This window comes from Martelella mediterranea (assembly GCF_021021415.1).
Taxonomy (GTDB): Bacteria; Pseudomonadota; Alphaproteobacteria; order Rhizobiales; family Rhizobiaceae; genus Martelella; species Martelella mediterranea_C.
Map to the genome: position 1 here is coordinate 1 of NZ_JAINWJ010000037.1, position 25956 is coordinate 25956.

Annotated in this window: 23 protein-coding genes; 8 read left to right on the plus strand and 15 right to left on the minus strand. The window is 62.7% G+C overall.

Annotated elements, in window-relative coordinates; genetic code table 11:
• Window positions 1-33: 33 nt before the first annotated feature.
• Window positions 34-483 carry a hypothetical protein gene (locus K7H91_RS18340; protein WP_230721678.1) on the minus strand — a complete coding sequence of 150 codons (450 nt, stop codon included), beginning with the start codon at window positions 481-483 and terminating at the stop codon, window positions 34-36.
• 16 nt (window positions 484-499) lie between these two features.
• Here K7H91_RS18340 and K7H91_RS18345 point away from each other — a divergent pair, with 16 nt between their 5' ends.
• On the plus strand, window positions 500-817 hold the full coding sequence (locus tag K7H91_RS18345; protein WP_230721679.1) for a hypothetical protein: 318 nt from the start codon (window positions 500-502) through the stop codon (window positions 815-817).
• A gap of 82 nt (window positions 818-899) precedes the next feature.
• On the plus strand, window positions 900-1637 hold the full coding sequence (locus tag K7H91_RS18350) for an IclR family transcriptional regulator (protein WP_230721680.1): 738 nt from the start codon (window positions 900-902) through the stop codon (window positions 1635-1637).
• 108 nt (window positions 1638-1745) lie between these two features.
• Here K7H91_RS18350 and K7H91_RS18355 read toward each other — a convergent pair whose 3' ends face one another.
• From K7H91_RS18355 to K7H91_RS18390, 8 genes are read right to left on the minus strand one after another with little or no spacing between them, the layout of a single operon-like run.
• The gene (locus tag K7H91_RS18355) at window positions 1746-3221 is read right to left on the minus strand and encodes an aldehyde dehydrogenase family protein (RefSeq protein WP_230721681.1); all 1476 of its coding nucleotides are present in this window, start codon (window positions 3219-3221) and stop codon (window positions 1746-1748) included.
• Between the two features lie 15 nt (window positions 3222-3236).
• Entirely contained in the window at window positions 3237-3950 is a 714-nt protein-coding gene (locus K7H91_RS18360; protein ID WP_230721682.1) for an ABC transporter ATP-binding protein, read from the minus strand.
• A complete protein-coding gene (locus K7H91_RS18365; protein ID WP_230721683.1) occupies window positions 3940-4716 on the minus strand; it encodes an ABC transporter ATP-binding protein in 777 nt (258 codons plus the stop codon). The genes K7H91_RS18360 and K7H91_RS18365 overlap by 11 nt, the downstream gene beginning before the upstream one ends.
• On the minus strand, window positions 4713-5687 hold the full coding sequence (locus K7H91_RS18370) for a branched-chain amino acid ABC transporter permease (protein ID WP_230721684.1): 975 nt from the start codon (window positions 5685-5687) through the stop codon (window positions 4713-4715). Before K7H91_RS18370 ends, K7H91_RS18365 begins: the two co-directional genes overlap by 4 nt.
• Complete coding sequence (locus tag K7H91_RS18375; RefSeq protein ID WP_230721685.1) at window positions 5684-6547, minus strand: branched-chain amino acid ABC transporter permease; 864 nt, start codon at window positions 6545-6547, stop codon at window positions 5684-5686. Before K7H91_RS18375 ends, K7H91_RS18370 begins: the two co-directional genes overlap by 4 nt.
• A 58-nt stretch (window positions 6548-6605) precedes the next feature.
• Window positions 6606-7775 (minus strand): ABC transporter substrate-binding protein, encoded by a 1170-nt coding sequence (locus tag K7H91_RS18380; protein WP_230721686.1) that lies wholly within the window; start codon window positions 7773-7775, stop codon window positions 6606-6608.
• Window positions 7776-7808: 33 nt separating this feature from the next.
• A complete protein-coding gene (locus K7H91_RS18385) occupies window positions 7809-8666 on the minus strand; it encodes an alpha/beta fold hydrolase (protein WP_230721687.1) in 858 nt (285 codons plus the stop codon).
• On the minus strand, window positions 8663-9037 hold the full coding sequence (locus tag K7H91_RS18390) for a hypothetical protein (RefSeq protein WP_230721688.1): 375 nt from the start codon (window positions 9035-9037) through the stop codon (window positions 8663-8665). The genes K7H91_RS18385 and K7H91_RS18390 overlap by 4 nt, the downstream gene beginning before the upstream one ends.
• A gap of 118 nt (window positions 9038-9155) precedes the next feature.
• Here K7H91_RS18390 and K7H91_RS18395 point away from each other — a divergent pair, with 118 nt between their 5' ends.
• Genes K7H91_RS18395 through tcuB form a run of 4 tightly spaced genes read left to right on the plus strand, consistent with a single transcriptional unit; the run spans window position 9156 to window position 13473 of the window.
• Window positions 9156-10115, plus strand: coding sequence for an SMP-30/gluconolactonase/LRE family protein (locus K7H91_RS18395; RefSeq protein WP_230721689.1), 960 nt, complete (start codon window positions 9156-9158; stop codon window positions 10113-10115).
• Entirely contained in the window at window positions 10112-10993 is an 882-nt protein-coding gene (locus K7H91_RS18400) for an NAD(P)-dependent oxidoreductase (RefSeq protein WP_230721690.1), read from the plus strand. Before K7H91_RS18395 ends, K7H91_RS18400 begins: the two co-directional genes overlap by 4 nt.
• Before the next feature lie 4 nt (window positions 10994-10997).
• The gene (tcuA, locus tag K7H91_RS18405; RefSeq protein ID WP_230721691.1) at window positions 10998-12383 is read left to right on the plus strand and encodes an FAD-dependent tricarballylate dehydrogenase TcuA; all 1386 of its coding nucleotides are present in this window, start codon (window positions 10998-11000) and stop codon (window positions 12381-12383) included.
• Complete coding sequence (tcuB, locus tag K7H91_RS18410) at window positions 12373-13473, plus strand: tricarballylate utilization 4Fe-4S protein TcuB (protein WP_230721692.1); 1101 nt, start codon at window positions 12373-12375, stop codon at window positions 13471-13473. The genes tcuA and tcuB overlap by 11 nt, the downstream gene beginning before the upstream one ends.
• Window positions 13474-13533: 60 nt before the next feature.
• On the opposite strand, the gene K7H91_RS18415 is transcribed toward tcuB, so the two are convergent.
• From K7H91_RS18415 to K7H91_RS18440, 6 genes are read right to left on the minus strand one after another with little or no spacing between them, the layout of a single operon-like run.
• A complete protein-coding gene (locus K7H91_RS18415) occupies window positions 13534-13932 on the minus strand; it encodes a Zn-ribbon domain-containing OB-fold protein (RefSeq protein ID WP_230721693.1) in 399 nt (132 codons plus the stop codon).
• A complete protein-coding gene (locus K7H91_RS18420; RefSeq protein ID WP_230721694.1) occupies window positions 13929-15095 on the minus strand; it encodes an acetyl-CoA acetyltransferase in 1167 nt (388 codons plus the stop codon). Before K7H91_RS18420 ends, K7H91_RS18415 begins: the two co-directional genes overlap by 4 nt.
• A gap of 5 nt (window positions 15096-15100) precedes the next feature.
• Window positions 15101-17170, minus strand: coding sequence for a 3-hydroxyacyl-CoA dehydrogenase NAD-binding domain-containing protein (locus K7H91_RS18425; protein ID WP_230721695.1), 2070 nt, complete (start codon window positions 17168-17170; stop codon window positions 15101-15103).
• Window positions 17163-18704 (minus strand): tripartite tricarboxylate transporter permease, encoded by a 1542-nt coding sequence (locus K7H91_RS18430; RefSeq protein ID WP_230721696.1) that lies wholly within the window; start codon window positions 18702-18704, stop codon window positions 17163-17165. The genes K7H91_RS18425 and K7H91_RS18430 overlap by 8 nt, the downstream gene beginning before the upstream one ends.
• A gap of 9 nt (window positions 18705-18713) precedes the next feature.
• Entirely contained in the window at window positions 18714-19160 is a 447-nt protein-coding gene (locus K7H91_RS18435; protein WP_230721697.1) for a tripartite tricarboxylate transporter TctB family protein, read from the minus strand.
• A gap of 24 nt (window positions 19161-19184) precedes the next feature.
• Window positions 19185-22481 carry an acetyl-CoA carboxylase family protein gene (locus K7H91_RS18440; protein WP_230721698.1) on the minus strand — a complete coding sequence of 1099 codons (3297 nt, stop codon included), beginning with the start codon at window positions 22479-22481 and terminating at the stop codon, window positions 19185-19187.
• A 254-nt stretch (window positions 22482-22735) separates the two neighbouring features.
• On the opposite strand from K7H91_RS18440, the gene K7H91_RS18445 reads away from it, so the two are divergent.
• Together K7H91_RS18445 and K7H91_RS18450 are read left to right on the plus strand one after the other, a co-directional pair.
• Complete coding sequence (locus K7H91_RS18445; protein WP_230721699.1) at window positions 22736-23716, plus strand: Bug family tripartite tricarboxylate transporter substrate binding protein; 981 nt, start codon at window positions 22736-22738, stop codon at window positions 23714-23716.
• A gap of 73 nt (window positions 23717-23789) precedes the next feature.
• Window positions 23790-25946 carry an acetate--CoA ligase family protein gene (locus K7H91_RS18450; protein WP_230721700.1) on the plus strand — a complete coding sequence of 719 codons (2157 nt, stop codon included), beginning with the start codon at window positions 23790-23792 and terminating at the stop codon, window positions 25944-25946.
• Window positions 25947-25956 lie beyond the last annotated feature (10 nt).

A 25956-nucleotide genomic window follows, 5' to 3' on the forward strand; every position in this document is an offset into this window, starting at 1 on the left:
GGTCCTCGACAGTGCTGAGCGATAGCCCCGGTCTTATGTCCGCCTGATTCCATAAATTATGGCTGCTGCCGCCACGGCCATCGGTGCCCAGAAATGGATGAAGCCGATCTGGCTCCAGACGCTGAATTCTTCACGGCATCCGGTGGGGTTCATCCCGCAGCCCAGGGGCACGAAATAGGAGAACCACACGAATGTTCCGATGAGGAGCAGGATGCCGAACAACAGGGAGAGTATTTTCATGAGTGCTTGCCTTGCATACTTGCCGTCCAGCGCCGCGATCGTTCGCTGGGGCGGCCCGGCTGCATAAACAGCGAATTGACGTCGCGCGCATATTGCGGGTTGAATAAAGTGCATGGCATCCGTGTCTAGAGTATCGGGCGAAAAGTGGAATCCGGTTTTTCGATAACCCGATGCGTCAAAACAAAGAGCCACAGCATCGGGAGGTTCAGATTTACCGCGCGATGATCTGAGCCGATCGAGCAATCACAAAGACCGGCAGTTGTACGCCGCGCTGGGCGCGGCCAACCCGGCCTCCGCTGAAGGAACGCGCAGTTGCGCGGCCAGGCATCCTGCGGCAATTGCAGGGCACGTTCCTCCAAGATTTCGGACAGCACAGAAGGACTGTTATCACGACCATAGCCGGAATTCCGAAGCCGCCGAACGGGGCATCCATGTCGCTTTTGTGATCGATGCCTTTGAGGCAGGGATCGAACGTCTTTCGGGAGGACTGGCGATTCATACGACAATGTTCACGCTCCAAGACTTTTCATATGAGCGTCTGGGTGAATTATCCGCTTTCAAAATAGTCACCAATTGATTAGGTTAGGAATATAGAACGTTTGATCCGGTTGCCGGACCGAACCGCATGTCTGGTCAGGGTGCATGAAATAGAGGTATCGTTGGAAACGCATAGCGACGTTGACGGAGAACAGGAAAAAACCTCGCGCGGCGTTGCCGCCGTAGACCGTGCTCTGAAGATCGTGGCGGCGCTGGAAGCAAGCACAATGCCGCGAAACCTTTCCGAGATTTCGCGGGCGACCGGGCTTTATAAAAGCACCATCCTTCGCCTTCTCGAATCCCTGCAGGACGCCGGCTATGTCGTGCGGGTGGACGATTCCAAATATGCCCTCGGCCCGACGATCATGCAGCTCGGCATCGCCTATGAGCAAACCAATCCCCTGCGCCATCAAATACTGCCGGTGTTCGAGCGGCTTGTCGCCATGGGCACGGAGAGCCCGTCCTTTCACGTGCGCCAGACAGCCGAGGAGCGTCTTTGCCTGTTCAGGCTGAACTCCAACCATTCCACGCTCGACCGGGTCAATACCGGCGATCGCCTTCCCATCACCCGCGGCGCGGCCGGCAAGGTCCTGCGCGCCTTCGGTGATCCGCCCGAGCCGGGCGCTGAAATGGACAAGGTGCGCGCGGAATGCTTCGCCGTATCGCTGGGCGAGCGCGACAAGCTCTGTGCCGGTGTCGCCGCGCCGGTGTTCACCGGTTCGAATCGAATGATCGGGGCGCTCTCGTTTTCGGGACCGAAAGAGCGGTTTCAGGAGGACGATATCGCCCGCATGCGTCCGCAGATGCTGGACGCCGCCCGGGAAATCTCCGAAGCGCTAGGCGGTCACTTTCCTTCATAAAAGAGAACTTCTGCGAAACGTGGCCCGGCGACCGATCAGCCTGCGGCGGTCAAAACGCAACATGTCAGATCGGGCGGATCAGCTTGACCGCCCGATTTTGCATTGGTCTCAGGCTGCCCAGTAAAGGCTCTTGCTCTGCTGATAGGCGCGCATGCCCTGAAGGCCCTTCTCGCGACCCAGCCCCGACAGCTTGTAGCCGCCGAAGGGTGCCGCAACGGAAAGCTGCTTGTAGGTATTGATCCAGACGGTTCCGGCCTCAAGCGCCCGCGCCACGCGCCAGGCGCGCTTGTAGTCGCCGGTCCAGATGCCGGCCGCCAGCCCGTAGACGCTGTCATTGGCGGCAGCGATCAGGTCCGCTTCATCCTCGAAGGTCATGAAGCAGAGCACCGGCCCGAAGATTTCCTCCTGCGCGATGGCTGCGCTGTTGTCGATGCCGCCAATGATCGTCGGCAGGTAATAGGCCCCGCTTTCAAAGGCTTCGCCTTCCGGACGGGCGCCGCCGAGAAGGATTTCGCCGCCGGCCTCGACCCCGCGCCTGACAAAGCTTTCCACTCGCTCGCGGTGCGAGAACGAGGCCAGCGGCCCGAGAACGCTGTCGGGGTCGGATGGCCGCCCCACCCGCATCGCCGCGGCTTCGGCGATCAGAAGCTGTTTGAACTCTTCCGCCACGCTACCTTCCACAAAAAGCCGCGACCCCGCCACGCAGGATTGCCCGGTCCCGCCGAAAATGCCCGAGGCGACTGACTTTGCGGCAGCCTTCAGATCGGAATCGGCAAACACGATATGCGGCGACTTGCCGCCAAGCTCCAGGATCAGCGGCACGAGGCGGTCAGCCGCGCCGCGGGCGATGCTCTGCCCCGTGGATGTGCCGCCGGTAAACGAGATCAGCCCGATGCCGGGATCCTCGACAAGCGCGACGGCGGTTTCCACCTTGCCGGCGATCACCGACAAAAGCCCGTCGGGAAGCCCGGCGGCGATCACGCATTGGCCAAGCGCCAGCGACACGAAGGACGTCGTCTCGGCCGCCTTCAGCACCACGGCATTGCCGGCCGCAAGCGCGGGCGCGATCTTCTGCGCGCCCATGGTCAGCGGCGAATTCCAGGGCGTCAGGGCCGCGACCACGCCGACCGGCTCCTGCACCGTCATTGTGAAATAGTCGCCCCTTGCCGGGGGCATCGTATCTTCGCTGCATTCGCAGACGGCCGCGAAATAGCGGAAAATGCCTGCCGCCATCATCGCCTGCCCCCGGCTTTCGCTGCGGGTCTTGCCGTTTTCCATCATCTGCAACTCGGCCAGATGATCGGCCTGACGCTCGATCTCGTCCGCCGCGCGCGACAGGATCCGCGCGCGTTCATGCGGCATCCGCCCGCCCCAGCCGGTGGCGCGGAGCGCATCGCCCGCATCGGCAACCGTCTGGCGCACCTGTGCGGGCGTCGAGGTCGCAACGCGTCCGATGACACTGCCATCGGCCGGGTTGATCACGTCCAGCACGGGCCCGTCTCCCATCACGGCCTTGCCGCCAATCAGCAGGGGTTCGATTTTATCGGTGACAGGCAGGCGGGCCGGGGTATCCAGCAACGGCATGAGGTATTCCCTTTCTCATATGCCCAGATAGGCAGAGCGAATGGCAGGACTGTCGAGCAGTTCGCGCCCGGTTCCGGTCATGGTCACCTGACCGGTTTCCAGGACGATTCCGGTTTCTGCGAGCGACAGCGCCATATTGGCGTTTTGTTCGACCAGCAGCACGGTCATGCCGAGATCGCGATTGATTTCGGTGATGATCTTGCCGAGTTCGGCCACGATGATCGGCGCGATGCCGAGCGACGGCTCGTCGAGCAGCAGCAATTTGGGCTGCGCCATCAGCGCACGGCCGATCGCGGCCATCTGCTGTTCCCCGCCCGAAAGCGAACCCGCCATCTGGCGATGACGCTCGCGAAGCCGGGGGAAATAGCCATAGACACGCTCAAGCATCTCGCGGCTCGCCTTGGCGCTCGAGATCGTGTAGGCGCCCATCTGCAGGTTTTCTTCCACGCTCAGGCGCGCAAACAGCCGCCGTCCCTCGGGCGACATGGCAACCCCGCGCTTGAGCGCGTCGCCGGGTCGCGGACCGACGGTCTCGCCGCCAACGCTGATGGTTCCGGCCGTTGGCGTCACCAGACCGCAGATCGATTTCAGGACGGTGCTCTTGCCGGCGCCATTGGAGCCGACAAGCGCTGCGATCTGACCGCCGGGTACGTCGAAGCTGACGTCGTGCAGCGCCTCGACCGGCCCGTAGCTGACATTGAGACCCTTGATGGAGAGCTCACCCGACATGATCTTCAGCTCCCAGATAGGCTTCGATGACGCGCGGATCGTTCTGCACCGCGTTCGGCGTACCCTCCGCGATCTTCTCGCCGTGATCGAGCACGACGATATGGTTGCAGACCCGCATGATCAGGCGCATGTGATGTTCCACGATCAGAACCGAGACCCCGAAGTGCCCGGTAAGCGTGTCGAGCATGCCGCCGAAACGGTCGACCTCCTCGGGGTTGAGGCCGGCGGCCGGTTCATCCAGCAGCAGCAGCGCCGGACGGGTTGCAAGACCGATCGCAACGCCGAGCCGCTTCTGATGACCATAGGCCAGCGTGCCGGCAATCCGATCGGCATGCGGGCTGAGCTCGAGCGCATCCATGACGTCTGTTACGACCGCCTCGGCGGATTCCAGCGCACGCCGCGCCGGCGCGCCGCCAAACAGCATCGGCACGACGCCGAGCGGATAGCGAAGCAGGGCGCTTCGAAGAATATTCTCGCGCACCGTCGCCTTCGGAAAGGTCGTCGCCGACTGGAATGTTCGCGCCAGGCCCAGTTCGACCAGCTTGTGCGGTGCCAGACCGGTGACATCCCTGCCCTCGAACAGCACCGCGCCCGAGGTTGCGGGAAACGTTCCGGTGATCAGGTTGAAGCAGGTTGTCTTGCCCGCGCCATTGGGTCCGATCAGTCCGGTAATCTCGCCTTTCGCCGCCTCGAAATTGACCTCGGAAAGCGCGGCCAGACCGCCGAAGCGCTTGGAGAGGTTTTCAAGTTTCAGGATCGGAGTCATGACTGTTCCCTCCCCTTTCCGGCAAGCCTCTTGGGCAGACCTGCAAGCCCTTCAGGCAGGAAGCGCAGCACGACGATCAGGACAACGCCATAAATGATGTGCTGGTATTCCTGTGCGCTGCGCAGAAATTCCGGCAGGGGCGTGAGGAAGATCGCGCCGACGAGCGGGCCAGCGAGCGCCAGCCGTCCGCCGGTCACCAGAATGATCACATAGGAAACCGAGAGCTGAAATCCGAAGCTTTCGGGAGAAATGAAGCCGATATAATGCGCCATGATCGCGCCGGTGAAGCCGGCAATCGCACTGCCGATGACGAAGGCGGTATTCTGGGTGCGCGCGGTTGGAATGCCGGAAGCCTCCGCAAGTTCGAGATTTTCCTCAACGGCGGCGAAGCGCCGACCGAGCGGCCCGCGCCTGATGCTCCACAAAAGCGCCATCACCAGCGCCAGCATGGCGAGCGTGAAGACATAAACGGATTGCTGGTCACGCAGGACCAGACCGAAGAGCGATATCTTCGGAATGGCGGCAATGCCGCTCGAGCCGCCCGAAACCGTCGGGAATTCAAGCATCACCAGGCGGAAAAGCTCGTTCAAGGCGAAGGTGATCAGTACGAAATAGACGCCGCGCAGACGCAACAGCGGGGTTCCGATGACATAGGCGATTGCGCCCGTAACCAGCGCCGCAAGCGGCAGGCCGACCACGAAGGGCACGCCAAGCCGCACGACCATCAGCACGCAGGTATAGGCGCCGATGCCGACGAAAGCGCCATGCGCGAGCGAGAGCTGCCCGACCCATGCGATCGTCCCCAGGCCCGCCGCCGCCATGGCGCCGAGACAGATCATGATGGCGATGTGGAAGTGGAAAACGCTGCCTGTGAACCACGGGATCGACGCCAGCGCGATCACGGCAACGGCAAAGGCAATGCCGCCCGCGTTCCACACTGCTTGAGGTTTGGAGGTGGCGATATCCGTCATGCCTCACCCCGACCCAGAATACCCGAGGGGCGCAGCAGCAACACGCCGACCACAAGCGCGAATGTCACGATATCGGCGGCGGACGCGCTGATGAAGGAACTGACGAAGCTTTCGATCAGCCCCAGCAGCATGGCCGCGAGTGCAGCGCCCGGGATCGAGCCGAGACCGCCGAGAATGACGACGATAAAGGCCTTCAGGAGCGGCGTTGCGCCGATGAAGGGCGATACGCCGAAGAGCGGCGCCATAAGCCCGCCGGCAACGGCGGCAAGCGCGACGCCGAGACCAAGGCCGAGGGGATACATCAGTTCAAGCCGCACGCCGTAAAGCATCGCCACCTGCTGGTCCTGGACCAGGGCCCTGAGACCACGGCCAAACCTTGTATGCATCAGCAGGAAATAGAAGCCGATCAGGATCACAACGCCAACGCCAAGGGTCAGCGCACGCGATTTTGGGACGATCAACGCGCCCCAGCGGAACACGCCGGAAACCATCGACGGGAAAGCCTGCGGATCCGGCCCGAAGAACAGAAGCGCCCCGTTCTGGAGGATCATCGCAAGACCGAGCGAGGCGATCATGCCCGACAGCTCGTCGGAGCGGAACGGACGGAACACCAGCCGCTCGGTCAAGGCGCCAAGCAGTATGGCAAGCCCCACCGTCAGGGCGAGGGTCACGGCATAGGGCAGGCCGAGCCAGGTCACCCCGATCAACGCCATGAAGGCGCCGATCATGTAGAATTCGCCATGGGCGAAATTCACGACCCGCATCACCCCGAAGACCAGTGTGAAGCCGATGGCCATCATCAGGTAGAGCGTACCTAGGATGACGCCGTTGATCAGCGATTGCGCGATAAGAAAGCTCAAGGAAGCGGCCTTTCGTCAAGAGACCCGTGCGGCGGTTTAGCCGCACGGAAAGCTTTTGCTATTCACAGCCGGACGTGGTGCAGGAGGCAACGATCTCCTCGTTCCCATCCTCGACGCGCGCGATATAGAAGGGCGAATCGAGCTGGTGGGCGATGCCGTAGCTGTCCTCGCCGGTCCAGTTCATCGTGCCGAGCACGCCCTCATAGTCGGAGATGTTTTCGAGTGCAGTTTTGACGGCTTCGGTATCGTCGACGGTACCAGCCTCCTGCATAGCCTTGAACAGCATTTTCGTGCCGTCATAGAAGAATGGCGAGAAGCCGTTCATCTGATCGCCATAGGTATCGACGTAGCGCTTCTGATATTCGGTCGCCGATTCGATATTCGGGTTGAAGGCCGAGTGCACGAACATACCGTTTGTGGCCGCCACGCCGGCAACATTCACGATCTCCTGCGTCGCGGGACCGCCGGTGCGGATGATCACGCCGTCAAAGCCAATGTCGCGAGCCTGCTGCACGATCTGACCGGCGGTCACCGGTGAGTTGCCGTCGAGTTCGATCGCATCCACGCCCTGGGCGACGATGCGGGTCAGAAGCGGGATGAAATCCACCCGGTCGCGCTCGAAGAATTCCTTGGCCGTCAGTTCGGCGCCCGCCGCCTTATAGGCTTCGGCGATATCCTCGGCGATCGCCTCGCCGGTCTCATCGTTCGGAAACAGCGCGCCAACGGTCTTGATGTTCTGGTTTTCCACCAGCCAGTCGATCTGCGGCTGTGCGACTTCGGCCGTCGTCGGGTTCGGCCGGAACGTATAGGGCTTTTCGGGCGACAGGGCCTGCGCCGTGAAGCCGAGCGTCATGGTGATGACCTTGTTTTCCTCGGTGATCGGCTGGATCGCCAGGATCGGCGCGGAGCCGACCGTGCCGATGATGTATTTCACCTTGTCCTCGAACACGAGGCGGTTTGCGGCGGTGACGGCCTCGTTCGCCTTGTAGGCGTCGTCATAGGCGATCACCTCGACATGATATCTGGTGCCGCCGACATCGAGCCCGCCATCCTTGTTGACGTCCTCGGCCGCCAGTTCGGCTGCGCGCAACATGCCGTTGCCCCAGCTTGCGCCCGCACCCGATTGCGTGACCAGCGCGCCGATCTTCAGCGTCTGCTCCTCAGCCATTGCCGGCGATGCGACCATGGCAAGCACCGATACGGTGGCCAGAATTCCTGTCAGTCTCATGATTGAACCTCCCTTTTTGATCATCACGTGCAATTACCGGTCTGCCGGCATTGCGATCTCGTCCAGAACAGGGCGCAGATAGGATGCGAACTGCTCATAATGCTCGCTCATCGGAAAATGTCCCAGCCGCTCCATCACCACGGCCTTGCAGCCGGGAATGGCGTCGGCGGTGGCAAGGGTGTCTTCCGGGCGGCAGGAATAGTCGTACTCGCCCGAAAGCAGCCATAGCGGGCATTTTCCGGTATCGATCTTCGCGATCGTGTCGCGAAGGTCGCCATCGACCCGGTAGAACCACAGATCGCCCTTGAATATGCCCGGCCCGGCCTGCATGTAGTGCCACAAGGTCTCGTGCCGGTCGGCCTCGGGCCCGCCGGGCGCAATCAGCCCAGAGATCAGCGCGGCGCAGACTTCGCCGCCATGCACGTCGGCGCGGTGCAGCCAGTCGGTGTCATACCAGGGGTCCTGCCAGGCCGCGCCCTGCGCGCCGATCAGACCCCGAAACCGCTCGGGACACGCGGCCGCAAGCTGCAGCACGATCCGACCGCCGATCGAGCAGCCGAGCACGGCCGGTCGGTCGAGTTCGAGCGCTTCGGAAACGGCGAGGATGAGTTCGACATAGGCACGGGTGGAAAGCTTGTATTCCTCATTTTGAAACCCTTCGGGCGGGCTTGACTTGCCATGCCAGGGCATGTCGAAGGCGATGACGCGAAACCTGTTGGTCACACTCTCGTCGAGCAGCAAATCGCGGTACTGGCGTCCATCGGCGCCTGCCGTATGCAGGCAGAGCAACGGAATGCCCTCCCCCGCCTCCTCGATATAGACGCGGTGCGCGCGGCCTCCGATTTCGAGCCTGAGATAACGCCCGGTGATGGGATCAAAGGCAGGCGTCACGACACGCTCCTCGGCAGCGCCAGAATATCCTTCACCACCTGCAGATGCCGCATCAGCGGCAGGAAATTGCCCTCGATGACCAGACGTCCGTGACGCCGCATGCCGAATATATCGGCGGCATCGGGGCCGGGCATCGTCTGCCAGTGATCCATAAATGCGTCTTCGGCACCTCTCAAGGCAACGTCCCAACCATCCATCGGGCCATCAGCCGACGCCACGCGCAGCGTTCCGCTATCCAGCATCAGACGGCGCGCCTGATCGCCCGCCTCAAGCAGGATTGTGATCTCCGCCCGTGCCGCGCGCCGAACCAGAGATGGTTGGTTGGCAAACAGCGCCGGAAGCCGCTCGATGATGTCAGCGATATTGCCCATGCCTCTTCCAAATTCCACCTGACGGACCGATAAGTCCATTGGAGAGACCATTTGTCAAGACATTTTTGTTGCGCTAGACAGAACTATCGGTCTATTTTGAAATCGAAGAGGAGATATGATGGACTCGACCCATTCGCCGCAATTGTCCTTTAGCGACGTCCGCCCGATCGGCGACGGGCTCAACCGCCCGGAATCGGTCCAGGTGCTTGGCGATGGACGACTTGCCGTTTCGCATCGCGGCAGAGGCGTCAGCTTCGTTACGCCTGATGGCGAAGTCACCACGCGCGGCCCAGAACCCGCGCTTGCCGGTGGCGAGGAGCTGATTCCGAATGGCATTGCTCCTCAGCCCGATGGCAGTTTCCTGATCGCCAATATCGGCGAGGGCGGCGGCATCTGGAAGCTGTCCGCGGATGGCGATCTGACCCCGTATCTGATGGAGGTCGATGGCGTTTTTCTCGCAGCCGCAAATTTCGTGATGACGGACGAAAAGGGCCGATGCTTCATCACCGTCAGCACGGTCAGCCGCCCGCGCTTCGCCGCCTATACCGACAAGGTGCGCGACGGACTCGTCATCATCAAAGACGAACACGGCGCTCGAATTCTCGCGGACGACATCTGCTTTTCCAACGAATGCCGGCTGACGCCTGATGGCAGCGGCCTGATGGTGTCGGAGACCTTCTCGCGCACCATCACGCAATTCGATCTCGGGCCTTCCGGCTTAAGCAACCGCAGAACCTTTGCCGCCTTCGGACGCGGTGACTTTCCGGATGGCATCCGGTTCGATTCGCAAGGGCATCTCTGGGTCACCTGCATCGTCAGCAACCGTCTGTGGCGGATCGCACCGGACGGACAAAAGACGCTCGTTCTCGAAGACTGCGATGCCGGCTGGGTCGACACGGTCGAGACCGCGCTTTCACAAGGCCGGATGGGCCGCGAACACTTCTACGAGGCCGGCAACAGCCGTCTCGGCAACATCGCCAGCATCGATTTTTCCGCCGATGGCAATACCGCCTATCTCGGTTCGCTGTGCGGAACATCGATCGTTTCAATACCGACAAGACAAGGATCCCGACAATGACTGCGCCCCTGATCGGCTTTGCCGGCCTCGGCGTGATGGGCGAACCCATCTGCCGCAACATGCTTCAAAAATCCGGCGCGGAGGTCCGCGTGTTCGATCTCGCGGACGCGCCCGTCGACAGGCTCGTCGCGCTTGGCGCAAAAAAGGCCGAGAGCGTCGCGGCGCTCGCGGCCGAAGTGGACACCCTCTTCCTCTCTCTGCCCGGCGGTCCTCAGGTCGAATCCGTCATTCTCGGCAAGGATGGCGTTCTGGAACACGGCCGAAAGGGCCTGACGGTCGTCGACATGTCGACCGCGCCGGTGAGCCTGACGCGTACGATCGACAGCAAGCTTGCCGAACGCGGAATCGACTTCGCCGATGCCCCGGTCGCGCGTACCCGCCAGGCAGCGGAAGACGGAACGCTTTCGATCATGGTCGGCGGTAGCGACGCGGTGTTTGACAGGATACGCCCGCTGCTCGCCCATGCCGCAACCGACATCACTCATTGCGGCCCGGTCGGCTGTGGACAGGTGGTGAAGATCCTCAACAACATGGTGCTGTTCGAAACCGTTGTCGCCCTGTCCGAGGCGCTTGCGCTCGGCAAGGCCGCGGGGGTCGATCCGGACCTCTTGTTCGACACCATGTCGAAAGGCTCCGCCGACAGTTTCGCGCTGCGCAACCACGGCATGAAGGCGATGCTCAAGGATAGCTTCCCCAAGGGCGCCTTCCCGACCGACTATGCCCTGAAGGACGTCAGCTACGCGCTCGATCTCGCCGCGTTCACCGGCTTTCGGGCCCATGGCGCGGAACTGGCGCAGGCGCGAATGGAAAAGGCGCGCGATGCCGGCTTCGCTCAGGAATATTTTCCTGTCCTTTCCCGCCTGACGGACAAGGTCTGAGCCGATGGCGGACTGGGATGTCCTGGTCGCGGGCGGCGGCAATGCGGCGCTTTGCGCCGCGATCGCCGCGGCACGACAAGGCCGACGGGCGCTGGTCGTGGAGGCCGCGCCGAAATTCTACCGGGGCGGTAATACCCGCCACACCCGCAACATGCGCTGCGCCCATGACGAGGCGACCAGCACGCTCACGGGTCCCTATACCGAAGACGAGTTCTTCGAAGACCTGATGCGCGTGACCGATGGCAACACCGACGAAGCGCTGTCGCGGATGATGATCGCGAAGTCCAAGCCGATGCTCGGCTGGATTCAGCAGCAGGGCGTGCGGTTCCAGCCCTCGCTCGGCGGGACCATCAGTCTCGGCCGCACCAACTCCTTCTTTCTGGGCGGCGGCCGGTCCATGTTGAATGCGCTCTACCGCACAGCCGAAAAGCTCGGCGTCGAGATCCGCTATGAGCATGAGGTGATCGGTCTCGATATCAGCGACCGGCGCTTTCAGGCCGCAAGGGTGCGCAATCCGAATGGCGAGGAGGTTGTCCGCGCGAGCGCCTTTGTTGCCGCCTGCGGCGGATTTCAGGCGGATATCGACTGGCTCAAGCAGGGCTGGGGCGAAAAGGCCGAGAACTTCCTCATTCGCGGCACGCCCTATAATCGCGGCACTGTCACGCGGATGCTGATCGACAGCGGCGTAATGCAGATCGGCGATGCCAGCCAGTGCCATGCTGTCGCCATCGATGCACGCGCGCCGCGCTATGACGGCGGCATCATCACCCGGCTCGATTGCGTGGTGCTGGGGGTGGTGGTGAACACCGCCGCCGAACGCTTCTACGACGAGGGCGAGGATATCTGGCCGAAGCGCTATGCGATCTGGGGCCGGCTGGTGGCGAACCAGCCGGACCAGAAGGCCTTCATTATCTTCGACGCACCGAACATACCGCGTTTCATGCCATCACTTTACCCGCCAATCTCGGCCCCCTCCCTTCGGGAACTGGCGTCAAAGCTTGAACTCGATCCTGATGTCTTCGAGCGGACCATCAACGAGTTCAACAAGGCCGTTATCGGCGGCAAACCCTTCGATACCAATGCCAAGGACGGCAACGCCACCGAAGGGCTGGCGATCAACAAGACCAACTGGGCGCAGCGGATCGAGACCCCGCCCTATTATGCCTATCCGGTGCGCCCGGGCATTACCTTCACCTATCTCGGCGTGAAGGTCGACCATGACGCGCGCATGGTGATGGCCGATGGCGCGCCTTCCGAAAATCTGTTCGCCGCCGGCGAGATTATGGCCGGCAACGTGCTCGGCCAGGGCTATGCCGCGGGCATCGGCATGACCATCGGCGCGGTTTTCGGACGTATCGCGGGCGAGGAGGCCGCACGACATGTCGCATGAATCCCCGGCGCTCACCGAAGCCGACAGGCTGATGACCGTCTGCAATTCCTGTCGCTATTGCGAAGGGCTTTGCGCGGTCTTTCCGGCCATGGAAATGAAGCGGTCCTTCAGTGATGGCGATCTGAACCATCTCGCCAATCTCTGCCATGGCTGCGGTGCCTGCTTTCATGATTGCCAGTTCTCCCCGCCGCACGAATTTAATGTCAACGTGCCGAAGGTTCTGGCGCAGGTGCGGACCGAAAGCTATGCGCATTATGCCTGGCCTGCCGCGGCGCGCCCGCTGTTTGCCCGTCATGGGCTGGCGCTGGCGCTGGGGTTGACGGTGAGCTTCGCGCTGTTCCTGCTCGGCTTCGTTGCCGCCAACAATCCGGGCGCATTGTGGACGGCCCATCTTGATGACAGCCGCTTTTATGCTCTGATGCCCCATAATGCGATGGTCGCGCTGTTCGGCACTGCCTTCCTCTACATGCTGTTGGCGATCTTCATGGGTGCGCGGGCCTTCTGGCGGGATGCCGGCGCGCCGGATCTTCATGCCGGCGATCACCTGGAAGCGTCAGTGAATGCGGCGAAACTCACCTATCTTGACGGCGGTGGGCAGGGCTGTTTCAACGAGGATGACAAACCCACCGACCGGCGCAGGCTCTGGCACCACTTCACCTTCTACGGCTTCCTGCTGTGCCTGGCGTCCACCTCGCTTGCCACGCTCTATCACTACCTGCTGGGCCGCGAAGCGCCCTATGCCTGGTACGACATTCCCGCCCTTCTCGGCATTGCCGGCGGCATTGGTCTGGTGATCGGGCCGATCGGCCTGATCCATGCCAAGCTGACCCGGCTCGAGGAACTGCGCACGCCGGGCTTCAAGAGCATGGAATACGGCTTCCTCGTGATCCTCCTGATAACCGGGGCAACCGGGCTCGCGCTCCGGCTCCTCGGTGAAACGCCGCTTCTGGGGCTTCTCCTCGCCCTTCATCTCGGCGCGGTGCTGACCTTCTTCCTGACCATGCCCTACGGCAAGTTCGTCCACGGTCTCTACCGCTATCTCGCGCTTTCGCGATATGCGCGCGACAAGCGTGAAATCGGTCTCGGTTGAAGACAACAAAAAAAGCAGGGGCGGTTTACCCGTCCCTGCTGCCTTTTCCTTCCCGGAAAACTATGCCGACTCAAAGAACGGCAATGGCGGACCGTCTCCCTGCGGCGCGAAATGCACCTTGACCGGATCATCGATCCGCAAGGTTTCCGGCGTATCGGTCAGCACCCGCGTCATCATGCGAGGCCCCTCCTCCAGCTCCACGATCGCGACGGCGAAAGGCAGGTCGTCGCGGAAGGGCGCGCTCGAGCGATGAACGACGGTCAACGCATGAATGCGCGCACGACCGGATACCGAGACCCAGTCAAGTTCATCCGACATGCAGTGCGGACAGACCATGCGCGGATAGAAGATATGCTCGCCGCATCCGGTGCATTTCTGGATTTTCAGAACGCCCTCGGCGGCCGCTTCCCAGAAGGGCGCGGTTTCGGCGTCGGGCGTGGGTACCGGCTTGCTGCTCATCGGCGCGGCTCCTTTCCAAGGATTAATGTGGATCCGGCAGAGAGCGCCCCGCCGGTTCCATGCACAAGCGCCAGATCGGCGCTGACCTGACGCGCATCCGCCTCGCCTCGAAGCTGGCGAACGGCCTCGACGATCAGGAATATGCCGTACATGCCGGGATGGGTGTAGCTGAGGCCGCCGCCCTGCGTATTCATCGGGAAGTCGCCCTTTGGCGCTATGCGTCCGCCGGACACGAAATCGCCGCCCTCGCCCTTGCCACAAAAGCCGAGATCCTCGAGCGTCATCAAGGCGGTGATGGTGAAACTGTCGTAGATCATGGCGAGATCCACGTCGCCGGGCCTGAGCCCCGCGCTTTTGAATGCCGCAGGCCCCGTGCGGGCAGCGGGCGTCACGGTGAGATCGGGCATATTGGCAATGGATGAGTGGGTGTGGGTCTCCGCCGAGCCCCACAGCCAGACGGGCGGCTTGCGCGCATCGCGCGCCCGGTCGGCCCGCGTGACGACAACCGCGCCGCCGCCATCGGTCACAAGGCAGCAATCGAACTTGCCGAGAGGGCTGGCGATCATCGGGGCGGAAAGAACGTCCTCGACGGTGAGAGCCTCGTGTCGCGGCGCTGCGGGGTTCAGTTGCGCCCATTTGCGCGCGGCCACGGCGATCTCGGCCAGTTGCGCGCGGGTTGTGCCGTAAAGATGCATGTGCCGCGAGGCCGCAAGCGCATAGGCACCCGTCATCATCGGCAGTCCGAAGGGTGTCTCGAACTGCGAGGCGGCAAGCCATGGGTCAGTGCCGCCGCCAAATCCGGCGCCGCCGCTGCGCTGGGTCGAGCCGTAGGTGATCAGGCAGGTGTTGCAAAGCCCCGCATCGATCGCGAGTGCGGCATGCTGCACATAGGCCTCGAACGAGCAGCCGCCCAACGAGGTGGAGTCGCTGTAGCTCGGCATGATGCCGAGATATTCCGCAACCTGCACGGACGGCATGCGCGTGCCCCGCGAGGAGCCGATCGACAAAACGCCGTCAACGTCAGCCAGGCCGATGCCGGCATCGTCCAGCGCCCGTTTGGCTGCCTGCGCGTGCAATTGCATTTCGGTGCGATGCGGAAGAACGCCGACTTCGCTTTCGGCCACCCCCGCAATCGCCACCGCATCCCTGAAATTGGCTCCCACCTTGGTCAGTCCTCCGTCTTTCCGTTCGATTGAAGGTCGGCGAAACTCTGGCCAGTCTCTGCCAGCCGCCGCAGCAATGGCGCGGGCTCCAGACGGCTTTCGCCGGACTCTTGCGCAAAGCCGTCGAGCGCGGCAACGATCCGGTCGAGCCCCTCGGCGTCGGCCCAGTACATCAACCCGCCGCGCCAAGCGGGAAAACCGTAGCCATGCACATAGATGACGTCGATATCGGAAGAGCGGGCGGCAATACCCTCTTCCAGAATACGCGCGCCCTCGTTGACCATCGGGTAAAACAGGCGCTCGCGAATTTCGTCCTGGCTGAAGCTGCGCTGACGCACGCCCAGCCGTTCCGCAACGCCCGCAATCACGGCATCGACCTCGGGATCCGGGATCGGCGTGCGTCCGTCTTCATAGCGATAATAGCCCTTGCCGGTTTTCTGGCCCAGGCGGCCCATCGCGCACAGCGCGTCGGCGACCGGTAGCTGATAACCCTGGCTCTTGCGCACCAGCGCGGAAACATCGAGCCCGGCCAGATCGTTCATCTGGAACGGCCCCATCGCCATCCCGAAATCGGTGACCGCACGATCGACATCCTGCGGGCTTGCGCCCTGCTCCAGAAGCAGTTCCGCCTGATGGTGACGTTGGCGCAGAATGCGGTTGCCGACAAAACCGGGACAATTGCCGACGATCGCAGGCTGTTTGCCAAGACGTTTCGCAAGCTTCAGTGCGGTCGCAAGCGTTGCCCCGCCTGTCTCAGCGCCACGGACAGTCTCCAGAAGCTTCATCACGTTTGCGGGTGAAAAGAAGTGCAGGCCGACCACCTGGAACGGACGGTTCGTTGCCGCCGCCATCTCGTCGATATCCAGCGAAGAGGTGTTGGTCGCCAGCACCGCATGATCCGGCAGAAGCCGGTCCAGTTCGGCAAACAGCCTGCGCTTGAGCGCCATGTCCTCGAAGACCGCCTCGATGACGATATCCACGCCGGACGCGGCGGAAAGCGACGTCGCCGGTGTGATCAACGCCATGCGCCGTTCCTGCTCTCTCGCATCGATCCGTCCACGGGAGACCGAGATCCCGTAGTTCCTGCGGATGCGCGCCAGCCCCGCTTCAAGCCCGTCAGCACTGGCATCGATCAGGGTGACCGGCAGACCGGCATCGGCAAAGCACATGGCGATGCCGCCGCCCATTGTTCCGGCCCCGATGACCGCGGCACGGTGGAGCGGACCGGCATTGCCCGTGACGCCCTCGCCAAGGTGTCCAGCCTGACGTTCGGCAAAGAAGAGATGCCGCATCGCCGCCGATTGCGGGCCAGTCCGCAATTCCTGGAACAGGACCTGCTCGGCGCGCTGCGCCTCTGCGTCTTCCATATCGAAGGCATTGCCGATCGCTTTCACGAGCGTCGCGGGGGCCATAGCACCACGCGCGCGGCGAAGCAGCTTCTTCGCGGCGGCATCGAAATCCGCCCAAGCGCCCAACCCCGATGCTGTTCTTGCTTGTTCCCGATCCGCCAGCGCGCGGGCCAGCTCGGCAGCCTTGGCGCGGACATCTTCTGCAATGGCATCGATGACGCCCAGTTCCAGTGCCTCGGCAGCGCTCAAGCGTCGCGATGACCCGATCAGCTCCAGCGCGGGGACGGCGCCGATCAGACGCGGCAGACGGTAGGTGCCGCCCGCGCCCGGTATCAGGCCGAGCTTGAGTTCCGGCAGGCCCATCTCCGCATCCGGCAATGCCACCCGTGCGTGACAGGCAAGCGCCATTTCGAAACCGCCGCCCAGCGTCGGGCCGTGGATCGCGGCGACCACAGGCTTTTTCATGGCCGCGATCTGCATGAATATATCGGGCGATAAAGGCCCCTTCGGCGGTGCGCCGAATTGCCGAATATCGGCGCCCGCGCAAAGCGTCCGTCCCTCGCCCGCCAGCACCAGGGCGCGGATGCCCTCATCGCTCGCCGCACGGTCCAGACAATCCTTGAGCGAAACCCGCATATGCTCACTCAGCGCATTGACCGGAGGGTTGTCGATCACGAGAACGGCGACCTCGCCGTCACGCGTCAAAGTGACGGTGTTGCTATTCATCAAAGAACTCCCGAGTGGCAGCCGTTTCACCTTCAACTGCATCACGACGCGCCTTGCGCCGCATGTGAATCGTTTGCCAGGCCGACAGAAGAAGAAGCAGACCGGCAATAGCGAGCAGGGTCGCGCTGATCGGCCGGTCGATGAAAATCATCATGTCCCCGCGCGACACCAGCAGCGCGCGCTTGAAATGCTCTTCGATGAGCGGTCCGAGGATGAAGCCGAGTAGCACCGGCGCTGTTGGATAGCGCAGCAGGTTCATCAACATGCCGAGCAGACCGAACGCCAGGGCAACGCCCACATCGAAACCGTTGGAACGCACCGAATAGACGCCGATGCAGATCAGGAACAGCATCGTCGGATAGAGCACCCGATACGGCACTGTCAGCAATCGCACCCAAAGCCCGATCAGCGGCACGTTCAGGATCAGCAGCACGATATTGCCGATCCAGAAACTGGCCACCAGTCCCCAGAACAGGGTCGGCTGCTGCTGGATGAATTCCGGTCCGGGGATGATACCATGGATCATAAGCGCACCCAGCAGGATCGCCATGACGGCATCGCCGGGCACGCCGAGGCTCAAAGTCGGAATGAACGCCGCCTGCACCGAGGCATTATTGGCCGATTCCGGCGCGACGATCCCTTCGACCGCGCCTTTGCCGAAACGGGAAGGATCCTTGGCCGCCCGGCGCTCGACCGCGTAGGAAACGAAGGTCGCCATGGAGGGGCCGGAACCCGGCAATGCGCCGACAATCGATCCGATCACCGCACCGCGGGCAGCGGGCCAGGAAAACCGGCTCCAGTCATCGCGCGTCGGCAGCATGGAGCGGAAGGTGATATCTCGCGCCAGCACGCGCGGTTTTTCGCGGCGCACCAGCATTGTCAGAATCTCCGATATCCCGAACAGGCCCATGGCGATGGCGACGAGCTGGAACCCTTCCGCCATCTCGTAGTGACCGTAGGTGAAGCGCATCAGGCCGGAGTTGATATCCGTGCCAGGTATGGCGAGCGCGAGACCAAGCACGACCATGGCCATGCCCTTGAGCGGCGAGCCCACGCTCAGCGTCGAGGCGGCAATCAGCCCAAGGAACATTGCCGAAAAATACTCCGCGGAGTTGAAGCTGAGGGCAAGGCTCGCCAGCGCAGGCGTAAAGAACATCAGCATGCAGATCGCAAAGATGCCGCCGGCAAAGCTCGCGATCGATGTCATGAACAGCGCAACGCCCGCACGGCCGTTCTTTGCCATCGGGTAGCCGTCGAGGCAGGTAATGGCGGCCGTTGCCGTGCCGGGAATATTCAGCAGGATCGCAGCGGTGGAACTGCCGTATTGCGCACCGTAGAAGATGCCGGCCAGCATGATCAGCCCGACCATCGGGTCGAGATAATAGGTCAAGGGCAAAAGCATCGAGATTGCGGCAAGGGCGCCGATGCCTGGCAGAACGCCGACAAAGGTGCCGACGGAAACGCCGATGAAGCAGAACATCAGGGCCTGGAAGCTCAGCGCCGCGGAGAACCCGTTTGCGAGATTGGAAAGCATGTCCACGCGTCACCACCAGAACGGGTCGAGCGACAGCCCGAGCCCCAACACGAAAACCAGATAGCCGAGCGCGCCGATCACCAGACCCGTCATCGCCGCGCGCAGGGGACGAAACGGCGCATCGGCGATGGCTGCCAGCACGATTGTTCCCACCGTCGACGGGATCAGGCCGGCAGAGCGTACGGTCAAGGCGAAGAACAGGATCGAAGCGCTCACCGCGAGAATCGGGCGCAACCGCAGCGGAAGCGCTTCGCGCTCCGCAAACATGTTTTCGAACAGTAGGCCTACCGAAAACAGCATCAGGATGACCCCGATCGCGACGGGCATGAAGCCTGCACCCATTCGGCGCAGCGACCCCATCGGATAATCGCTGCCCTCAAAGGCAAGGAGTGCACCGATGGCCATCACCGCCAGGGCCGCACAGGTTTCGGCCCAATTTATTCTTCTGGATTCCATATCGCCCTCCCTGCGATTTCAACGTTACCAGGCGTCTATCATCGGTCGCTTCGAACTCTTCGGAAGATGCGCCTGCGGGATCGCGGAAAGTCCCGCAACGAGCATGGCCCGCGTTTCGGCCGGATCGATCACGGAATCGATGCTCAGGAACGGCGCGATATTGACCGCCTTGCCCGCCTCATACATGCCGTCGACGATCTCGCGGTAGCGCGCCTCGCGCGCGTCCAAATCCTCGATCGCCTCAAGCTCCTTGCGAAAGCCCAGACGCGCCGCGCCTTCAAGGCCCATGGCGCCGAATTCGCCAGATGGCCAGCTCAGCGTCATCTGGCTGCTTTCGTGGAAGCTCCCGCCCGCCATCGCCATCGCGCCCAACCCATAGGCCTTGCGCAGGATGACCGAGAGATAGGGGGTATTGAGGCTTGCGCCGACAAGGAACATCCGGCTGAAATGGCGGACGTTCGCGCGCGTTTCGGCGTCCGGCCCGACCATGAAGCCGGGCGTATCGATCAGGCTTATGATCGGCAGATCATAGGCATCGCACAATTGCATGAAGCGCGCTGCCTTGTCGGCCTCATCGCGATCAAGCGCGCCGCCGTTTACCGCCGCGACATTGGCCATCACCCCGCAGGCACGCCCCTCAAGGCGGATCAACGCGGTCACCAGCGCCGGTCCGAAGCCGGCGCGCAGTTCCAGCACGCTGTCCTCGTCGGCCAGCGTTTCGATCAGGGGACGGACATCATAGGCGCGTTTGCGGTCTTCCGGCACGCACCCGCGCAACAAGCGCTGATCGGGCGCTTTCCACACGCTGGTCGCGCCCTGGAAATAGGACAGGTATTTGCGCGCCGCCCTGGTCGCCTCGGCCTCATCCGCAACGAGCACGTCTATGACGCCGTTGCGGCCCTGTACCGAAGTCGGACCGACATCCTCGGGGCGGAACACGCCGAGACCGGCGCCCTCGATCATCGCGGGGCCGCCCATTCCGATATTGGCGTCCTCGGTCGCAATCACGACATCGCAGACGCCGAGCACGGCTGCGTTTCCGGCGAAACAGCGCCCTGAGACAATCCCAACCATCGGGGCTACGCCCGACATGCGCGCAAGCTGCCAGAAGGTTGGATTGGCAAGGTTCACACCGGGCCGGTTGTCGGTGTCGCCGGGCCGGCCGCCGCCGCCTTCGGCATAGATCACGACCGGCAGGCTGGCGCGCTCCGCGACCCTTAGAAGCCGGTCGGTCTTGCGGTGGCCGATATTGCCCTGCGTGCCGGCAAAGACAGTGTAATCATAAGATATGACGGCCGCGCGGGCCTTGTCAGGGCCGAACTCCGCGCCGTTTATGCTTGCAAGCCCGGCGACCAGACCATCGGCCGGGCTGATCTTGCGCAGATGCTCCTCCGGGTGGCGGCTGCGCTGGGCAGCAACGCCAAGCGCGCCATATTCAACAAAACTGTCGGGATCGCAGAGGTCAGCGATATTTTCACGCGCGGTGCGTTTGCCTTTTGCGTGTCGGCGCGCCACCGCATCGGGTCTGGCCGCATCGAGACCTTCATTACGCCTTGCGAGCGCTTCCGCGAGATCGGGGCGAATGTGGTCGGGATCGAACACGTCCTCCTCAGCGTCCGTCCGGGCCGCGACGTCTGCCGGCTCGAGGACGACGAGCGCGTCACCCTCGCCCACGATAGAGCCTTCCTCGGCAATGGCGCGCACATGGCCGGCGGTTTCCGCCTTCACCACATGCTCCATCTTCATGGCCTCCAGGATCGCGACCGGCGCACCCTCGGCCACGGCATCGCCCTCGCAAACGAAAAGCTTGATCAACACGCCACTCATGGGCGCGGCAACGGCCTTCATGCCCTCGGCAATATCCGCGCCTCCGCCGGTAGCGGCCGCCTGCGCCCCTCCGTCACCGGCATAACGCTGCGCCGGCGCCTCTGCTTCAACAAGAGCGTCGATATGCTGATCGACAAATCGGGTCGTGATCTCGCCCCGTTTGACTTCGTCGCGACCAAGCAGCTTTCGGAGGAAACCGATATTTGTTGGCGGACCGTCAATCCGAAACTCCGAAAGCGCGCGATCGAGCCCTTCACACAGCTTCGGCCAGCCGCTATCGCCGCGCAAAATGACCTTTGCCAGCAGTGAATCGTAATAGGGAGACAGCGTGAGCCCCGCATAGCCGGCGCCATCCACGCGCAAACGCGGCCCGGTCGGCACCTCGTAGGCAGTGATCCGGCCTGACGCCATACGCGCGCTGCCATCGGCCTCCATGATCTCGGCATTGACGCGCGCCTGCACAGCAAAGCCGGCAGGCGCCCGTATCGTCTTCTGAGAAAGCCCCAGTTCGGCAAGCGTTTCTCCCGCGCAGAGCCTGATCTGTGTCGCGACGAGATCAATGCCGGTGACCTCCTCGGTGACTGTATGCTCGACCTGAACGCGCGGATTGACCTCGATAAAGGCATAGTTGCCGCGATCGATGTCGACCAGGAACTCCATCGTCGCCAGACCGCGATAGCCCACATCGGCGGCAAGGGCGATCGCATCGGCAAGCATGGCATCGCGCAGCGCATCGTCAATCCACGGGCTCGGGGCGATTTCGATCAGCTTCTGATTGCGTCTTTGAAGCGTGCACTCCCTGTTCCACAGGTGGATGACGCCGCCCTGCCCGTCGCCCAGCACCTGCACTTCCACGTGCCGGGCGCGCTCGATCATCCGCTCGATATAAAGCGCGTCATCTCCGAAGGCGGCGCGCGCCTCGTTGCGGCAACTTTCGATCGCGGCCGGCAGTTCGTCCACGGCGCGGACGATCCGTATGCCGCGCCCGCCGCCGCCCGCGACAGCCTTCACCATAACCGCCGTGCCTTCAGGCTGCGCCTCGAAAAACGCCTGCGCCTGCTCACTCGAGGTCAGGGTTTCAAGCCCTTCGACAACGGGAACGCCGAGCCGCTTTGCGAGCGAGCGAGCACGTGCCTTGTCGCCAAGGGTGGTCAATGCGTCGGCGTCAGGCCCGATAAAGAGTATCCCTTCTTTCGCGCATCGCGCCGCAAAGGCAGCGTTTTCCGATAGAAACCCATAGCCCGGATGAATCATTGAACAGCCAGCCGATTTGGCTGCCGCCAGCACCGCCTCGATGTCGAGATAGGCTGCTGGACCACGACCGGGAATTTCCACCGCCTCGCTTGCGCTCACGACATGACGGCCCGATGCATCGTCATGGGGATAGATCGCGACTGATGTCAGGCCCAGCTCCGCGCAAGCGCGGGCAATGCGTATCGATATCTCACCGCGATTGGCGATGAGAAGCTTATGTTCTGCAAATGCGCTGATCACTGCGCGCCCCACCGCTTTTCGGGCCAGGGGAACGTATTCTTGGTCATGTCAGCCCTCCTCGATTGTTCTTCTTGATAGAACATATGTTCTGATTGTTAATCAAGGACTTTTTTTACAATCTCACGCGTGCGGCGGGCCGGGCCAGCGCCCCGGCCATCAAGAAAGGCTTGCCAAGATAATAATCTTCCGTAAAAATAGAACTTATGGACTGCTGAACAGACCGAACGGCAGCCGAATTTTTGGGAGGACAGAGAATGATCAAGGCTAAAACGCTGACGTTGGGCGTGGCTATGGGACTGGCCATGGGACCACTCGCAAGCGCTGCAGACTATCCGAGTGAACCGATCAAGATCATCGTCGGCTTCAGCGCAGGGAGCTCGATCGACACCGTCGCGCGGATCATATCGGAGAATTTGACCAAATCGCTGGGCCAGCCCGTGATCGTTGAAAATCGCACGGGCGCGAACGGCATGCTGGCCGCCACCGCGGTCGCGCAGGCAGAGCCGGACGGTTACACCGTGCTGTTTTCGAACTCGAGCTCGATCACCGTCAATCCCACCCTGTTCAAGGATATCCAGTATCAGCCGCTTGAAGACTTCGCGCCGATCACCAAGGTCGTCGCCACGCCGTTCATTCTGGTGACGAACCCTGACAACGAACGAACCGAAAACGTGACGGATGTCGCCTCGCTGATCGAGGTTGCGCGCGCGAACCCGGGCGATCTGTCGTATGGCTCCGCCGGCATCGGCAACCTCATTCACATCGCGACGGAGCTTCTGTCCCAGAAGACCGACGTGGAGATGACCCATATCCCCTACAAGGGAGCGGCGCCCATGGAGGTCGGCCTGCTGAGCGGCGAGATCGACCTCGCCTTCGATACCCCGTCCGGCATGCCCCAGATCGAGGCCGGCAAATTGACGCCGCTGGCCGTTTCCGGCCCGGATCGCTGGCCGGGCCTGCCCGATACGCCGACGATGATGGAAGCGGGCATCGAAGAATTCGACGTGACCTTCTGGACCGGCGTGTTCATGCCGGCCGGCACCGATCCCGAAATCGTGGACACCTTCTACGAGGCGATTGTTGCAGCGACCGAGGATCCTGCAACCCGTGCCAAGCTTGAGCTTCAGGGGCGGCCGGTCGTGCCGACGCCGGAACAGTTCCGCGCCGAGATCGAGCAGGAGACCGCCACGGCGGCCGAAACCATCGAAGCCGCTGGCATCGTGATCTCCCAGTAAGACGACGTCCTGCCCGGCATTCTTCTTCCTTCATGCCGGGCAGGGCCTGATTGCGCATTTCACAGGACACCCCATGACGAGCATGCACGCAGTTCGCCCGGCAGACGCGCTGGCGAGGCTATTCAATCCGCGCTCTATCGCAATTGTCGGCGCTTCCGCCAATCCGAACTCCTTCGGCGGCCGGTTCATGACAAATCTCGCTGGTTTTGAGGGGAAGATATACCTCGTGAACCCGCGCTATGAGGAGATTGCGGGGAAACCCTGCGCACCGTCGCTGTCCGCCCTGCCGGAAGTGCCCGATTGCGTATTGGTGGCCAGCGGCCTGAAAACGGTAGAAGCCATCTTCGAAGAGGCGATCGCGCTCCGCGTCGGCGGGATTGTCCTGATTGCGTCCGGCTTCGCCGAAACCGGCGATAGCGAAACGGCCGCGGTTCAAGACAGGCTGGCCGCGCGGGCGAAAGAAAGCGGCGTGCCGCTGGTCGGTCCGAACACGATCGGCTTTGTGAATTTCGCAACGCGCGCCGGCGCAACATTCCTCACCGGTCTCGACCTTGAACGCGGTTATGATTGCCCGCCCGAGCGCCGCACGATCGGCCTGGTCAGCCAGTCCGGCGCGCTTGGCCTTTCGCTGGCGCAATCGATGAACCGCGAAGTCTATTTCAGCCATGTCCTGTCCTGCGGAAATTCCGCCGATATCGATCTGGCGGATTGCGCCAATTATCTCGTTGATGACCCGAACTGCCAGGTAATCGTCTGTCTGCTGGAAGGGCTCAGTGATCCGCGCCGCCTGGAACAGGTCGCACGTCGCGCCACCCTTGCCGGCAAACCGATCATTCTGTGCAAGATGGCCCGCGGCGACCATGGCGCGCAGGCCGCCGCCTCCCACACCGGCAGCCTCGCCGGCTCGCATGCCGCCTACAAAACCATGATCGAACGCGCGGGCGGCATCATGATCGAACGGTTCGAGGAGTTGATCGAAACCGCCACATTTCTTTCAAAGGTCGGCAAGCCAAGCGGCAACGGCGCCATGGTCATCGCCACCTCCGGCGGCGCGGCTATTCTTGCCGCCGACGCCGCCGAAGCCCAGCACGTTCCGCTACCCCAGCCTGACGGCTCCGTGCTGGAAACGCTCGGTGCCCATATTCCCGCCTTCGGCAGCGTCAGAAACCCCGCCGATGTGACCGCCGAAGTGGTGAACAATATCGAGTCGCTGACCGCCTGCGTGGAGGCCGTGCTTGCCAGGGATGACTTTGCGGCTCTCGTCATTCCGCATCCGCTCGCCTACGACACCGCCTATCCGCGCATTGCCCTGCTTGACCGGCTGGCCGGCGAGGCCGGGAAGGTCATCTCCATGGTCTGGCTTTCCGGATGGCTCGAAGGTCCCGGCTCCGGCGAGATCGAAGCGGCCCGCAATCTGGCGATGTTCCGCTCGATGGAAGGCTGCTTCAGCGCGATCCGCACATGGATTGACTGGGATCGCCGCCGCGCTGCGATCGAACGGGATCCACCCGCCCCCCTTACGGACGCGCGCGTCCGCAGCCGGGCGGCGGATGTCCTGTTGAAGTCGGACGGCGCCGTGATTGCTGAACGGGAGGCCAAGGCTCTGCTTGCGACCTATGGCGTGCCGGTGACCGAAGATCGCCGCGCGGCAGACGGTGAGGCGGTGCGACATTGCGCGCGCGAAATGGGTGGCCGGCTGGTGATGAAGATCGACAGCCCCGACATCGCCCACAAAACCGAAGTTGGCGGCATCATCCTTGGTCTGGAAACGCCCGACGCTGCGGTTGCCGCCTATGAGCGGATGATCGACGCGGTTGCCAAGGCCGCTCCCGATGCCCGGATTGACGGCGTCATCCTTCAGCACATGGTGCCGGAAGGCGTGGAAATCGTCATCGGCGCGCGCATCGATCCGGCATTCGGACCGCTCGTCCTGGTCGGTCTCGGCGGCGTGCTGGTCGAACTGATGGCCGATAGCGTTACTGCGCCCGCTCCCGTTACACAGCCACAGGCGCTCGACATGCTTCGAAAATTGCGCGGCGCAAAATTGCTCGACGGCTTTCGCAACATGCCGCCGGTGGACCGCGAGACGTTGGCCGAGATCGTCGTGCGCGTCTCCGAATTCGCCGCCGATCACGCTGATCAGATCGTCGAACTGGATATCAACCCCGTCATCTGCCACGGCAGCAACATCATCGCGGCGGATGCACTGATCGTGTTGAAACGGAGTTGAGCAGCCTTTT